Consider the following 14,324-nt stretch of genomic DNA (forward strand, 5'->3'; position numbering starts at 1 on the left):
ACAAAAATACTAGGACTTTGTCCGGCGGCCCGATTGGCGTAAACTGGCGGCAAGTCTGTGAGGAGATTCCATGAGCGCCATAACCATTACCGATGCCGCCCACGATTATCTGGCTGATCTGCTGTCGAAGCAGAACACCCCGGGGATCGGCATCCGCGTTTTCATTACCCAGCCGGGTACCCAGTACGCCGAAACCTGCATTGCCTACTGCAAGCCGGGCGAGGAAAAGCCTGAAGACACCGCGCTGGGGCTGAAAAGCTTCACTGCCTGGATCGATTCCTTCAGCGAAGCCTTTCTCGACGATGCGGTGGTCGACTATGCCACCGACCGCATGGGCGGCCAGCTGACCATCAAGGCGCCGAACGCCAAGGTGCCGATGGTCAACGCCGACAGCCCGGTCAACGAGCGTATCAACTACTACCTGCAGACCGAGATCAATCCGGGTCTGGCCAGCCATGGCGGCCAGGTCAGCCTGATCGACGTGGTCGAGGACGGTATCGCTGTGCTGCAGTTCGGTGGTGGTTGCCAGGGCTGCGGCCAGGCCGACGTAACCCTGAAGGAAGGCATCGAGCGGACCTTGCTCGAACGTATTCCCGAGCTCAAGGGCGTACGCGACGTGACCGACCATACGCAGAAAGAAAACGCCTACTACTGAGTCCGGTAGCAGGGCGTTCGCTGCGTCCGGTTGAACAGAAAACGGTGCCCGTGAGCACCGTTTTTTTTGCGTGATCGATTGCGACCGCTCCGGCGCCTTCGCCGGCAAGCCCGACTCCCACAATCAGTGGTCGCTCATTAATCTGCCGCACACCACAGCACTGTGGGAGCGGGCTTGCCCGCGCAGAGGCCCGTCCTGCCGCCAAAACTGTCAAGCCACCACACGGCTCTGCAGATAATGGCGCAGCCGCTCCTGCAGATAAGGCACGCCCAGTGGGTGCTCCAGGTATTCGGTGATCGACATCATCCGCCAGTACTGGCCTTCGTCACCAAAGCGGATCGCCTCGATTTCCGCCCGTTGCAGTTGCCCGACCAGAAACCACGACTGGGTATCGGGCTGGGTGACGCTGGGATAGCGTCGCGCCCATTCGATGCGCTCGGCGCCGATACGCAGGGAAAACTCTTCGTCCAGCTCTCGCAGGGCGCATTCGCTCGGGGTTTCATCGCCTTCGCGACCGCCGCCGGCAAAATCCCAGTGACCGGGGTAGGGGATGCTGTCCTTCATGTCGCGCAGATAGGTCAGCAACTGGTCGCCACAGATCAGCGCCAGCTTGGCACCGGAAAACAGCTGTTCGGACATCGGTTTCCTCCTGGTCATCAAGGCCGGTAAAGATGGGCATGACCGGCACGATACAGCGAAGACTCGCTGAAGTGGTCGCTGGCCAGCACGCGTCCCACCAGGATCAGCGCCGTGCGGCGAAAGCCCTTGGCCTCGACCCTGGCCAGGATATCCGCCAGCGTGCCCTGAACCCAATCCTGGTCGGGCCAGGTGGCGCGATGGATCACCGCGATCGGACAGTCCGCGCCGTAATGCGGGAGCAGTTCCTCGATGATCCTGGCCAGGTGATTGACCCCCAGGTGAATCGCCATGGTTGCCCCGTGCCGGGCCAGGCTGCCCAGTTCTTCGCCGGCCGGCATGGCGGTCTTGTCGGCATAACGGGTAAGGATCACGCTCTGGGAAATATCCGGCAGCGTCAGTTCGACACCGAGCAGCGCCGCGCAGGCGGCCGTCGCGGTCACGCCGGGAATGATTTCATAGGCAATGCCCAGTTCGCGCAGGTGACGGATCTGCTCGCCGATGGCGCCATACAGCGAGGGGTCGCCCGAGTGCACCCGGGCGACATCCTGGCCCAGGGCGTCGGCCGCCTTGATCAGGTCGATGATCTGTTCCAGGTGCAGTTCGGCGCTGTTGACCACCTGCGTGGCGCTATGGCCTTCCAGCACGGCTTCGGGCACCAGCGAACCGGCGTAGATGATCACCGGGCAGCGATGGATCAGGCGCTGGCCCTTGACGGTAATGAGTTCCGGATCGCCGGGGCCGGCACCGATGAAATAGACGGTCATGACACTCTCTGAACGGGGCTGCGCAAGGCTTCACATGAACAGCGTTCATGCAGGAGAAGGGGATTATCGAGGGTTTTGCCCGGTCCAGGCCAGTGCAAAGGTCGCCAGCGGGTGTTTCCGGCGGGAAATCAGCAGGCTCGCGGTGGCTTGTCCCAGTTGCTCGGCGAGGGCCAGCGCGGCGCTTTCGGCGACGCCATGGCAGCCGGTCCGTTCGAAGGCCAGGCTGGAGCGATGGCTCAGTCGTGGTTCATAAGGTGCCAGTTCATCGGCGCTGAAGAACAGCAACGGCAGGTTGAGGCGTTGCGCCAGTTCGCGCAGCCCCGGCTCATGCCGCTTGCCATCGATGCTTGCCAACCCCTTGATCGCCTTGAGGTCGATCTGGTGGGCCAGCAGCGATTGTTCGAGCAATGCCAGCAAGGTCGCGGCGCTGCAGCCTTGCCGGCAGCCGAAACCAACCGCGAGGGTTGGCGTCGTCCCGGTTGCACTCATGCCGGGTAATGGTCGTCGGTCTTGCGGCGGAACAACCAGGCGCTGATCAGGCCCAGGGCCAGCCAGAACGCCGCGTTGGTCAGTTGCGAGGCGATCTTGAACTGCGCTTCCAGTTCTTCGGGCGCGAGGCTGGAGTGGACTTCCGGCTGCGGGGCGCCGATCACATGGGGCACCACGACAATCGCCACGCCCAGCAGTTTGAGTGCCCAGTGCTTGCCGAAAACCACCAGGGCAATGGCGACAGCAGTGGAAGCGGCGGTGCCGACCCACCAGATCTGCCGCTGCAGCAGGTCCGCCGCGGCGGTGCCGGGCAGTTCCGGCGGCAGGCCGAGGGTGGGCGCCAGGCAGAAGGTCGCGTAACCGGCCAGGCCCCAGAGCAGGCCCTGGGAAGTGCGGTTCGGTGCGCGCAGGGTATAGAGGCCCGCCAGCATCAGGGCGAAGCCGACGGCGACCACCAGGTTGCCGCCGGTGGTGGAGAGCACGCGCTGCCAGCCGTCTTCCGGCTCCCAGGCTTCCTCATCATGGGTATGACCGGCCATGGCGGCGTCGGTATGTTCATGGGCTTCGCTGGCGGGTGCTTTCTCGTAGGTCTCGGCCTGGAGAATCAGCGGGGCGACCCAGAAGCTTTGCAGCAGGGTCAGCAGCAACGCCGCCAGCAGGCCGGTGAAGCCGGCGGTCTGGGCGATACGCTTGATCATGTCGGTACTCTCTTATAGTCGGGCTATGGTCGGGCCAGGGCTCAGTGGCACGGGAAGGCAGAGCTGTGACGGGTATCGTGGGCGGCGTTGTGGACCGCTTCGATATGCGAGAAACCGGCGAAATAGACCAGCAGTGCGCCGAGTATGCTGGCGCCGATGGCGGCGACGATACGTTGGCTCTGGGTGGTTGTGGCAGCGCTCGAGTGGCTGGTGGTGGTGATCGACATGGCCCTTCCCTCTGAAATGTCAGCAGGCGGCCAAGCGCGAAAAAACCTCGGCGAGCGGGTGCCCGGAGGTTTCAACAGCGCCTGCCCACCGCAGGTTTGTTATTCGATATTTCCGGGCCGGTCTCCGGGCTTGCGAGGGATTCGAGCAGGGCTCGGACCTTCAAGCGTCGCCTTCCCATGCCGCTGGCGGCACAGTGGATCTGACGCTTCTCTCGCTTACCGTTGCGGGGGCAGCACCGGATTTGCCAGGCTCGATAAAGATCGGCCGACGCACCGGTTTCCCGTTTCACCCTGTGAAGGGCACCCAGAACAAGGCGGGTAGGAAAGCATGCGATTACCCGGTACGTCAATAAAACCCGATGCGGCCACGGGGTGCGCCGGTGCAGGCCGAGTGATGTGGAAAACGGAACTTAAAGTGATTTCTAGAATAAAAATTCTAATAAAATCAATTTATTGGATAATATTTTTAATTTTATTTCTCAATTGGTCGATGGAGAACGGCTTGCCGATCAGGTGCATGCCGGCCGGCACCTCGATGCTTTCGGCGTAGCCGCTGGCAAACAGGATGGGCAACCCCGGCCGGACCTCGCGCGCCGCTGCCGCCAGTTCACGGCCATCCATGCCGGGCAGCCCGACATCCGTCATCAGCAGGTCGATCGGCAAGGCGGTGTCGTTGATGATCTGCAGCGCGAGGTCGCTGCTGCTGGCTTCCAGCACCTTGAACTCCAGTTCCTCCAGCACATCGACAATCAGCATGCGGACAATGGTGTCGTCCTCGACAACGAGGATGGTGGAGTTTGCTGCGCACATAGTGGGCTTCCCAAAAAAAATGAAGGCGGCAGGAGGGTGAAAAATGCTCGCTTCTTGCATCAGTAAGCCGCCGATCCGCACAAGTTCCCGTCGTTGTACAAAAAAAGGCGGCTGTACAAAGTAGCCAGGATAGCGGTTCTCCTTGGTAGAGGGCAGTGCGAGGTCTGAAATTGCCTTCTACGCTGTGAGAAAAATAGATCTTTTCCGCGGAATTACGGCAAACTCCTTTGTTTTCAACACTTCGTCCGAGGCCCGAAATGAATTCACCGTCTTCGGTTGATGAGCAGAGCTTTCGCAAACTCCTGAGTCGCAACGTCAGCCTGCCGCTGGGTGTCGGTGTACTCAGTGCGGTGTTTTTCATCTCATTGATCACCTATCTGCTCTCGGTGATCCAGTGGGTCGAACACACCGATCGAGTGATCAACACCACCAACGAAGCGATGAAGCTGTCCGTCGACCTGGAAACCGGCATGCGCGGGTTCCTGATCACCGGCGATGAGCATTTCCTCGATCCCTATGAGGTCGCCAAGCCGAAGATCATCGCCGAGCTGCGCGGACTGCAGCAGTTGGTGGCGGACAACCCCCAGCAGGTCGACCGGTTCCGGCGCATCGAGGCGCTGCAAGGGGCCTGGACCGAATACGCGCAGTCGATGATCGACCTGCAGCGTTCCAACGGTGACTATCGGGGCGCGGTACAGGCCGGGCGCGGCAAGCGCCTGAGCGACGAGATTCGCAACGAATATGACAGTGCCGTCGCTACCGAGCAGCAGTTGCGCCTTACGCGCAACGAGGATGTCAGTCGCACCACCCTCTGGACCATTGGCCTCTACCTGGTCTTCGTGCTGGGCTTGAGTGCTTTGCTGGCTTATGTTGGTCGAAAAGATTTATTAAGTCTTTCAGATAGTTACAGTAAAAATCTCGCGTCACAACTAAGGAGTGCCGAGCGCCTGGAGAAACAGGCATGGCTGCGCAGCGGCCAGACCGAACTGGCCGAGCAGGTGCTCGGCCAACTGAGCCTCAACCTGCTGGGACGCAATATCCTGCAGTTCTGCGCGCAGTACCTGGGGACCGCCGTGGCCGCGCTCTATGTGCGCGAAGACCATGGTGGCCTGCGGCGCGTGGCCAGTTATGGTTTCTCTCGCGAACAGGAACAGCAGGAGCAGGAAATCTTCACCGACGAAGGGATTGTCGGCCAGGCCGCGACCCAGGGGCAGCTGATCCGCCTTGACGAAGTGCCGGGCGATTACTTCAAGGTCAGCTCCGGACTCGGCGAAGGCTCGCCGCGCAGCGTACTGGTGGTGCCGACCACCAACGACGAACGGGTCAACGGCGTGATCGAACTGGGTTTCCTGCGGGAGCTCAACGAGCGTGACATCGAGCTGCTTGACCTGATCGCCGACAATATCGGCACCTCCATCGAAGCGGCCCGCTACCGCCAGCGCCTGCAGGAAGTCCTGGCCGAGACCCAGCAGCTCAACGAAGAGTTGCAGGTCCAGCAGGAAGAACTGAAGACCGCCAACGAAGAACTGGAAGAACAGTCACGGGTGCTCAAGGAGTCCCAGGTTCACCTGGAGACCCAGCAGACCGAACTGGAGCAGACCAATGAGCAACTGGCCGAGCAGGCCCTGGCCCTGGCCGAGCAGCGCGACGCCATGGACCGCAAGAACGGCGAGTTGAACCAGGCCCAGGCTCAGCTGGAAGAGCGTGCCGAGGAGTTGCAGCGGTCGAGCAAGTACAAGTCCGAATTCCTCGCCAACATGTCCCATGAGTTGCGTACGCCGCTCAACAGCTCGTTGATCCTGGCCAAGCTGCTGGCGGAGAACCCCCAGGACAATCTCACCGACGAACAGGTCAAGTTCGCCGAGTCGATCTATTCCGCCGGCAACGATCTGTTGAACCTGATCAACGACATTCTCGACATTTCCAAGGTCGAGGCCGGCAAGCTTGAAGTGCGCCCGGAGAACACCAGTGTGGCGCGCCTGGTGGAGGGGCTGCGCGACCTGTTCCAGCCGTTGGCCGGTGAAAAGCAACTGGATTTCACCGTGGAGATCCAGGATGGCGCCCCGGTGATGTTGTTCACCGATCGCCAGCGCCTGGAGCAGGTGCTGAAGAATCTGCTGTCGAATGCGGTGAAGTTCACCGAAAAAGGCCTGGTCAGCCTGAGTGTCTCGCGCCAGCCGGGCGTGGGGGTTGCCTTTACCGTGCGCGACTCCGGAATCGGCATTGCCCCCGAGCAGCATGAAAGCATCTTCGAAGCGTTCCGCCAGGCCGATGGCACTACCAATCGCCGTTATGGCGGCACCGGCCTGGGCTTGTCGATTTCCCGCGACCTGGCCGCCTTGCTCGGCGGCTCCATCAGCGTCGCCAGCGAGCCGGGACAGGGCAGTGTGTTCACCCTGGCACTGCCGGAACGTTATGTCGAAGCCGATGAGGGCGCCCCGGTGGTCCAGGCCCCGGTGCATGTGCCGTCGGTCATGGTCGCCAGCGTGCGCAGCGAGCCTCCCGTGGCGATTGAAGTCCCGGTTGCGCGGTTTGCCGACGATCGTGACAAGGCGCCGTTCGGCACGCGCTGCATCCTGGTGATCGAGGATGAGCCGAGCTTTGCCCAGATTCTCTACGACCTGGCCCATGAGTTGGGCTACCAGTGTCTGGTCGCCCATGGCGCCGATGAAGGTTTCGCCCTGGCGGCGCAGTTCATCCCGGATGCGATCCTGCTGGACATGCGCCTGCCCGATCATTCCGGCCTGACCGTGCTGCAACGCCTCAAGGAACAGGCGGCGACCCGGCATATCCCGGTGCACGTGATCTCCGTCGAGGACCGCGTCGAAGCCGCCATGCACATGGGGGCCATGGGGTACGCGGTCAAGCCGACCACCCGCGACGAACTCAAGGAGATTTTCTCCCGGCTCGAAGCCAAGCTGACCCAGAAGGTCAAGCGTGTGCTGCTGGTCGAAGACGATGACTTGCAGCGCGACAGCATCGCGCGGCTGATCGGTGACGAAGATATCGAGATCACCGCGGTAGGCCTGGCCCAGGATGCGCTGGAGTTGCTGCGCGAGAACGTCTACGACTGCATGATCATCGACCTCAAGCTGCCGGACATGCTCGGCAACGAGTTGCTCAAGCGCATGTCCACCGAAGACATCCGTTCGTTCCCGCCGGTGATCGTCTATACCGGGCGCAACCTGACCCGCGACGAAGAGGCCGACCTGCGCAAGTATTCGCGTTCGATCATCATCAAGGGCGCCCGTTCGCCGGAGCGCCTGCTCGATGAAGTGACATTGTTTCTGCACAAAGTCGAATCGCAGTTGTCCCATGAACGTCAGCGCATGCTCAAGACCGCCCGCAGCCGCGACAAGGTCTTCGAGGGTCGCAAGATCCTGCTGGTGGACGATGACGTGCGCAATATCTTCGCCCTGACCAGTGCCCTGGAGCACAAGGGCGCGATCGTCGAGATCGGCCGTAACGGCCGCGAGGCGATTGAAAAACTCAACGAAGTCGATGACATCGACCTGGTACTGATGGATGTGATGATGCCGGAAATGGATGGCTACGAAGCGACCGTGGAGATCCGCAAGGAACCGCGCTGGCGCAAGCTGCCGATCATCGCGATCACGGCCAAGGCCATGAAGGACGATCAGGAGCGCTGCCTGCAGGCCGGCTCCAACGATTACCTGGCCAAGCCCATCGACCTGGATCGCCTGTTCTCGCTGATTCGCGTGTGGCTGCCGAAAATGGAAAGGATCTAGTGGAGCAAAACTTCGATATCGAACTGCGTCTGTTGATCGAGGCTATCTACCTCAAATACAGCTATGACTTTCGCGACTATTCCGGCGCATCGATCAAGCGCCGGGTCAACCATGCCCTGCGCCAGTTCGACTGCGCGACCATCTCCGCCCTGCAGGAACGGGTGCTGCACGATCCGACGGCGTTCATGCAACTGCTGCAGTTCCTGACCATACCGGTCAGCGAGATGTTCCGCGATCCCAGCCACTTCCTGGCCATTCGCCAGGAAGTGGTGCCGCTGCTCAAGACCTATCCATCGATCAAGATCTGGATCGCCGGTTGCAGCACGGGCGAGGAGGTCTACTCCATGGCGATCCTGCTGCGGGAAGAGGGCTTGCTGGAGCGCACGATCATCTACGCCACCGATATCAACCCCAGCTCCCTGGAAAAGGCCAAGCAAGGCATCTTTTCCCTGGACAACGTGCGTGCCTATACCCAGAACTACCTGCAGGCCGGCGGCCAGCGGGAGTTTTCCGAGTACTACACGGCAGCCTATGGCTATGCGATTTTCGACAAGACCCTGCGTGAGAACGTGACCTTTGCCGATCACAGCCTGGCCACCGACAGCGTATTCTCTGAAACTCAATTAATTTCATGTCGCAACGTATTGATTTATTTCAATAAAAAGCTTCAGGATCGTGCCTTTGGTTTGTTTCATGAATCGCTCTGCCATCGTGGTTTCCTGGTGCTTGGCAGCAAGGAAACCCTGGATTTCTCGCCCTTTGGCAAGCAGTTCGAACCCCTGATCAAGCAAGAGCGGATCTATCGCAAGCTATGAGCGAACTGGCCCTTGAGTTCACCCAGCGACAGCGTGTCGACGCCATTGCGGTCGGCGCTTCGGCCGGCGGCGTCGAGGCCCTGCTGACCGTGTTCGGTGAGCTGCCGGCCGGTTTCGGCCTGCCGATCATTGTCGTGCTGCATATGCCCGAGCAGCGTCGCAGCCAACTGGCCGAGGTTTTCTCCCGGCGCCTGCGGCTGCCGGTCAAGGAGGCTGACGACAAGGAGCCGGTGAGTCCGGGAACCCTGTATTTCGCCGCGCCCGGTTATCATCTGTCGGTGGAGCGCGACCGCAGTTTTTCCTTCAGTCGCGAGGAGCGCGTGCACCACTCGCGTCCCTCCATCGATTACCTGTTCGAGTCCTGCGCCGATGCCTATGAAGCGCGCCTGATGGCGGTGCTGCTGACCGGCGCCAACCATGACGGCGCCCGCGGGTTGGCCCTGGTCAAGGCCCGGGGTGGCCTGACCGTGGTGCAGGACCCGCACGAAGCGCGGGTGGCGACCATGCCCGAAGCCGCCTTGGCCTTGCACGAACCTGACTATATTCTCCCTTTGCGCGGCATCGGCCGTCTGCTTGTCGAGCTGGAACGAATCGCATGCTAACTACTATCCAGGCCAAACTGCTGATCGTCGACGATCTGCCGGAAAATCTGCTGGCGCTGGAAGCGCTGATCAAGCGTGAGGACCGCATCGTCTACAAGGCCTTGTCGGCCGATGAAGCGCTGTCGCTGCTGTTGCAGCACGAGTTCGCCATGGCCATTCTCGACGTGCAGATGCCGGGCATGAACGGCTTCGAGCTGGCCGAACTGATGCGCGGCACCGAGAAGACCCGGAGCATTCCCATCGTTTTTGTCAGTGCCGCCGGGCGTGAGCTCAACTATGCCTTCAAGGGCTATGAAAGCGGTGCGGTGGATTTCCTCTACAAGCCCCTCGACACCCATGCGGTGAAGAGCAAGGTCAATGTCTTCGTCGAGCTGTATCGCCAGAGCAAGGCCATGAAGCAGCAGGTCGAGGCCCTGGAGCAGAGCCGCCACGAACAGGAGGCGCTGCTCAAGGAGCTGCGGGCGACCCAGGAAGAGCTGCGGCACGCGATCCGCATGCGCGATGACTTCATGTCGATCGTGTCCCATGAGGTGCGCACGCCGCTCAACGGGCTGATCCTCGAAACCCAGTTGCGCAAGATGCACCTGGCCAAGGACAACGCGGCCGCCTTCAGCCTGGACAAGATGCACGCCATGGTCGAGCGCGACGAGCGACAGATCAAGAGCCTGATCCGGCTGATCGAGGACATGCTCGATGTGTCACGCATCCGCACCGGCAAGCTGTCGATCCGTCCCAGCCGCTTCGATCTTTCCCAACTGGTCGCCAAGTTGCTCGAAGGCTTCGCCCCCCAGGTGGAGGCCGCCGAGTCGACCCTCAACTTCCAGGCCGCGGAGCCGATAGTAGGCTGCTGGGACGAGTTCCGTATCGAACAGGTGATCTCCAACCTGTTGACCAATGCCTTGCGCTACGGCGCGAAAAGCCCGATCGATGTACGGGTCTACGCGCAGGATGGCGAGGCGCGGGTTGAAGTGCGCGACCGTGGCATCGGTATCAGCGAGGACAACCAGAAACGCATCTTCCAGCAGTTCGAGCGGGTTTCGGCCAGCCATGTGGCCGCCGGTCTCGGGCTGGGCCTGTTCATTTCCGAACAGATCGTCAACGCCCATGGCGGTACCATCAAGCTGCAGAGCACCCTTGGCGAAGGCGCCACCTTCTGTGTTTGTCTGCCGTTGCAGGAAAACCCGTAGAACGACGCAACCTCTCGGCGGGGGGATGGTCGTATTGGCAGCAATCTTGAGAATGAAGGCTTTCCATGAGTGAAGATGCACAAGACGTCGTCCTGATCGTCGAGGACGAGCCCTCGATCCTGCTGGTGTTGTCGCACTATCTGGCCGGCGAGGGCTATCGGGTCCTGCAGGCGGCGAACGGCGAGGAAGCGTTCAAGATCCTCGCGACCAAGCCCAACCTGGACCTGATGGTGACGGACTTCCGCCTGCCCGGCGGGGTTTCCGGGGTCGATATCGCGGAGCCGGCGGTCAAGCTGCGCCCGGACCTGAAGGTGATTTTCATCAGCGGCTATCCGGCGGAGATTCTCGAGACGGACAGCCCGATCACCCGGACCGCGCCGATCCTGGCCAAGCCCTTCGACCTCGACAAGCTACAGGAGCAGATCCAGCGCCTGCTGGCCTGAAATCCGCTCCCGCAGAGGCCGTCAGGCATTGATCATCTCCCGCACCCGGGCGGTCAGCAGATCGAAGGTGAAGGGCTTGGTGATCATCTGCATGCCGGGGTCGAGAAAACCGCCCCGCACCGCGGCATGTTCGGCATAACCGGTGATGAACAGCACCTTGAGCCCGGGCCGCAATTGCCGGCCGATCTCCGCCAGTTGCCGGCCGTTCATGCCTGGCAGGCCGACATCGCTGATCAGCAGGTCGATGCGCTGGCCGGAGTCGAGAATCGGCATGGCGCTGTCGGCACTCGCGGCTTCGACGAAGGCATAGCCCAGTTCGCTCAGCACCTCGCAGACCAATACCCGTACCGCCGGGTCGTCCTCGACGATCAGCACGGTTTCGCCGTCTTCGGCGTGCGCTGCCTGCAACAGGTGCACCGCGTCGTCCTGGGCCGCCGCGCTGCCCTGGTAGCGGGGCAGGTAGAGGTTGACCGAAGTGCCCTGGCCCGGCGTGCTGTCGATGGACACATGGCCGTGGGATTGCTTGCTGAACCCGTAGATCATCGACAGGCCGAGACCGGTCCCCTGGCCGATGGGCTTGGTCGTGAAGAACGGGTCGAATGCCCGGCTGATCACGCTCTCCGGCATGCCGCAGCCGCTGTCGCGGACCTGCAGCACGACATAGTCCCCCGGCGCCAGGTGGCCCTCGGTTTCGGTGAAGACCGGGTCCAGTGTCTGGTTGAAGGTGACCACCTGCAGGTGCCCGCCATCGGGCATGGCGTCGCGGGCATTGAGCACCAGGTTGAGCAGGGCGCTTTCCAGTTGATTGGGGTCCGCTTCGGCGGTCCACAGCGGTTCGCCGAGGACCATCTGCAGGTCGATGCTTTCATTGAGGCTGCGATGCAGCAGCTCGCCCATGGACCTGACCAGTTCGTTCATGTTCACCGGCTTGGAATCCAGTGACTGGCGTCGGGAGAACGCCAGCAAGCGGTGGGTCAGGCCGGCGGCGCGGTTGGCCGAGGTCACGCCGAGGTCGATCAGGCTGTCGAGATCTTCCAGGCGCCCGCGGGCCAGGCGCCGCTTGAGCAGTTCCAGGCTGCCGATGATGCCGGTCAGCATATTGTTGAAGTCGTGGGCGATGCCGCCGGTCAACTGGCCGACCGCCTCCATCTTCTGCGACTGGCGCAACGCTTCTTCGTTATGGCGCAGTTGGGCGGTGCGCTCCTCGACCTGCTGTTCCAGGGTCTCCAGGGTGTCCTTGAGGCGCCGTTCGCTCTGGCTCAGGTCGATCAGTCGGTCACGGGCCTCGTACTGTCGGCGGCGCCCACGAATGGCCGAGGTCACCAGGCTGATCAGCGTCACCGGGTGAAAGGGGCGTTCCAGGAAGCTGACATTGCCCAGTTGCGCGCCGAGGCGGGAAGAGGGCGACCGATCAGGGCCGCCGTGATGGGTCATCAGCACAATGGGCAGGTCCGACCACGCCGGTTGTTCCTGCAGGTGCTGCAACAGTGGCTCCAGGTCCGTCTCGTGCAGGGCCTCGGCCGCGACGATCAACAGGCCGGCGCCACGCTCCAGCTCGCCACACAAGGTCGCCAGGCTCGTGGCGATCACGCCGGGGAAGCCGGCCTCGGCGAGAATCATCCGCGCGATCTGGCCGTCGCGACCCCAGGGTGCCAGGATGATCGCTCGCTCGGAAACTGCGTCCGGCAGGGTCACAAGCCTCCGTCCTTGAGCAACGGCAGGCCCTCACCCAGATAGGTGGGCACGCCGCGCAACACGCCCTGGAAGGCTTCCAGGGGCTCGCCGATGGTCATGCCACGGCCACTGATGCGGTACTCGCGGATGGTCGATTCATGGGCCCCGGTACGCTTCTTGATGATCGAGATGGCCCGGCGAACCTTGCCCAGGGCCTCGAAGTAACGCAGCAGGATCACGGTATCGGCCAGGTAGGTGATATCCACCGGTGCCTGCATGTCGCCGACCAGTCCGTGCTGGGCGACGGTCATGAAGGTCGCTGCGCCCTGGCGGTTGAGGTACAGCAGCAGTTCATGCATGTGCAGGATCAGCGCGTTCTCTTCCGGCATGGCGGCCTGGTAGCCGTTGATACTGTCGATCACCACGGTCTTGATGCCGCGCTCATCCACGCAGCGCCGCACCCGGTGGGAGAACTCGCCGGGAGACAGCTCGGCGGCATCGACCTGGTCGATCCACAGGTTGCCGGTCTCGCGCAGGGCCTGGAGGTCGATGCCGATATTCTTCATGCGCTCGAACAGCAGGCCCAGTTCCTCGTCGAAAATGAACAGCGCGGCCTTTTCCCCGCGGGCCACCGCCGCGGCGGCGAAGAGCATGGCGATCAGCGACTTGCCGGTGCCGGCAGGGCCGAGGATCAGGGTGCTGGAACCGGTTTCGATGCCGCCGCCGAGCAATGCATCCATCTCGGCGATACCGCTGGTGAGTTGCCGGCGCACGTACTGGCCGCGATGTTCGGCCGCCACCAGGCGGGGAAACACATGCACGCCATCGCCGCTGATGGTGAAGTCGTGATAGCCGCCGCGGTACTTCTGGCCCCGGTACTTGACCACCCGGACCCGGCGCCGTTCGGCACCGTAGTTGGGGGTCAGTTCCTCGAGGCGGATAACGCCGTGGGCGACGCTGTGCACGGTCTTGTCGAGAGACTCGGTGGTCAGGTCGTCGAGCAGCAGGACCGTGGCGTCATACCGCACGAAGTAGTGCTTGATCGCCAGGATCTGCCGACGGTAACGCAGCGAACTCTGCGCCAGCAGGCGGATTTCGGAGAGGCTGTCGAGGACCACGCGGGTCGGCTTGACCCGTTCGACCACTTCGAATATCTGCCGGGTGGCCTCGCCCAGTTCCAGGTCCGAGGAATACAGCAGGCTTTGCTGATGGTCGGCGTTGAGCAGGCTTTCCGGCGGTGTCAGCTCGAAAATCTCGATGTTTTCGTCCAGCGTCCAGCCATGGGAGTGCGCGCCCTGGCGCAGTTCGCGCTCGGTTTCCGACAGGGTGATATACAACGAGCGCTCGTCGGCCTTGGCACCGGCCAGGAGAAAGTGCAGGGCCACGGTGGTCTTGCCGGTGCCGGGTTCGCCTTCGAGCAGGAAGACATGCCCGCGGGACAGGCCGCCGGACAGGATATCGTCCAGCCCTTCGATGCCAGTGGCGGCTTTGGTCGTGATCGACGCTACTGATGTAGTCAAGGAATCGCCTCATGTGACTGGGAGGTGGCGGTGTCCAGGCGCGTGACCTTTT

General features: G+C 62.2%; 14 protein-coding genes and 1 riboswitch. Of the genes, 6 read left to right on the forward strand and 8 right to left on the reverse strand.

Going from position 1 to position 14,324, the window contains the following annotated elements; all coding sequences use genetic code 11:
* Positions 1 to 70 precede the first annotated feature (70 nt).
* The gene (gene nfuA, locus HX881_RS01725) at positions 71 to 655 is read left to right on the forward strand and encodes a Fe-S biogenesis protein NfuA (RefSeq protein WP_017127271.1); all 585 of its coding nucleotides are present in this window, start codon (positions 71 to 73) and stop codon (positions 653 to 655) included.
* 210 nt (positions 656 to 865) lie between these two features.
* On the opposite strand, the gene HX881_RS01730 is transcribed toward nfuA, so the two are convergent.
* The 6 genes from HX881_RS01730 to HX881_RS01755 form a co-directional block, all read right to left on the reverse strand.
* Positions 866 to 1,294: an NUDIX hydrolase gene (locus tag HX881_RS01730; protein ID WP_017127270.1), complete on the reverse strand. Its 429-nt coding sequence runs from the start codon at positions 1,292 to 1,294 to the stop codon at positions 866 to 868.
* Positions 1,295 to 1,311: 17 nt separating this feature from the next.
* Positions 1,312 to 2,058, reverse strand: coding sequence for a precorrin-4 C(11)-methyltransferase (gene cobM / locus HX881_RS01735; protein ID WP_177082357.1), 747 nt, complete (start codon positions 2,056 to 2,058; stop codon positions 1,312 to 1,314).
* Positions 2,059 to 2,121: 63 nt separating this feature from the next.
* Positions 2,122 to 2,547: a cobalamin biosynthesis protein gene (locus HX881_RS01740; RefSeq protein ID WP_177082359.1), complete on the reverse strand. Its 426-nt coding sequence runs from the start codon at positions 2,545 to 2,547 to the stop codon at positions 2,122 to 2,124.
* A complete protein-coding gene (locus HX881_RS01745) occupies positions 2,544 to 3,245 on the reverse strand; it encodes a CbtA family protein (RefSeq protein ID WP_017127267.1) in 702 nt (233 codons plus the stop codon). Before HX881_RS01745 ends, HX881_RS01740 begins: the two co-directional genes overlap by 4 nt.
* A 41-nt stretch (positions 3,246 to 3,286) precedes the next feature.
* A complete protein-coding gene (locus HX881_RS01750) occupies positions 3,287 to 3,472 on the reverse strand; it encodes a CbtB domain-containing protein (RefSeq protein ID WP_017127266.1) in 186 nt (61 codons plus the stop codon).
* Positions 3,473 to 3,570: 98 nt separating this feature from the next.
* Positions 3,571 to 3,795, reverse strand: a riboswitch (cobalamin riboswitch).
* 127 nt (positions 3,796 to 3,922) lie between these two features.
* The gene (locus HX881_RS01755; RefSeq protein WP_177083183.1) at positions 3,923 to 4,282 is read right to left on the reverse strand and encodes a response regulator; all 360 of its coding nucleotides are present in this window, start codon (positions 4,280 to 4,282) and stop codon (positions 3,923 to 3,925) included.
* 257 nt (positions 4,283 to 4,539) lie between these two features.
* Between HX881_RS01755 and HX881_RS01760 the strand changes: the two genes are divergently transcribed.
* The 5 genes from HX881_RS01760 to HX881_RS01780 all read left to right on the forward strand — a co-directional run bounded on the left by HX881_RS01760 (position 4,540) and on the right by HX881_RS01780 (position 11,078).
* Positions 4,540 to 8,031: a response regulator gene (locus HX881_RS01760; RefSeq protein WP_177082361.1), complete on the forward strand. Its 3,492-nt coding sequence runs from the start codon at positions 4,540 to 4,542 to the stop codon at positions 8,029 to 8,031.
* Positions 8,031 to 8,846 (forward strand): CheR family methyltransferase, encoded by an 816-nt coding sequence (locus HX881_RS01765; RefSeq protein WP_017127263.1) that lies wholly within the window; start codon positions 8,031 to 8,033, stop codon positions 8,844 to 8,846. The genes HX881_RS01760 and HX881_RS01765 overlap by 1 nt, the downstream gene beginning before the upstream one ends.
* Positions 8,843 to 9,448, forward strand: a complete 606-nt coding sequence (locus HX881_RS01770; protein WP_017127262.1) for a chemotaxis protein CheB — start codon at positions 8,843 to 8,845, stop codon at positions 9,446 to 9,448. The genes HX881_RS01765 and HX881_RS01770 overlap by 4 nt, the downstream gene beginning before the upstream one ends.
* Positions 9,442 to 10,635 carry a hybrid sensor histidine kinase/response regulator gene (locus tag HX881_RS01775; protein ID WP_017127261.1) on the forward strand — a complete coding sequence of 398 codons (1,194 nt, stop codon included), beginning with the start codon at positions 9,442 to 9,444 and terminating at the stop codon, positions 10,633 to 10,635. The genes HX881_RS01770 and HX881_RS01775 overlap by 7 nt, the downstream gene beginning before the upstream one ends.
* 65 nt (positions 10,636 to 10,700) lie before the next feature.
* On the forward strand, positions 10,701 to 11,078 hold the full coding sequence (locus tag HX881_RS01780; protein ID WP_017127260.1) for a response regulator: 378 nt from the start codon (positions 10,701 to 10,703) through the stop codon (positions 11,076 to 11,078).
* A gap of 21 nt (positions 11,079 to 11,099) precedes the next feature.
* Here HX881_RS01780 and HX881_RS01785 read toward each other — a convergent pair whose 3' ends face one another.
* Together HX881_RS01785 and HX881_RS01790 are read right to left on the reverse strand one after the other, a co-directional pair.
* Positions 11,100 to 12,773, reverse strand: a complete 1,674-nt coding sequence (locus tag HX881_RS01785) for an ATP-binding protein (protein ID WP_103032952.1) — start codon at positions 12,771 to 12,773, stop codon at positions 11,100 to 11,102.
* Positions 12,770 to 14,272 carry an ATPase domain-containing protein gene (locus HX881_RS01790; protein WP_017127259.1) on the reverse strand — a complete coding sequence of 501 codons (1,503 nt, stop codon included), beginning with the start codon at positions 14,270 to 14,272 and terminating at the stop codon, positions 12,770 to 12,772. Before HX881_RS01790 ends, HX881_RS01785 begins: the two co-directional genes overlap by 4 nt.
* Positions 14,273 to 14,324 lie beyond the last annotated feature (52 nt).

This window comes from Pseudomonas gingeri, from assembly GCF_013386115.1.
Taxonomy (GTDB): domain Bacteria; phylum Pseudomonadota; class Gammaproteobacteria; order Pseudomonadales; family Pseudomonadaceae; genus Aquipseudomonas; species Aquipseudomonas gingeri.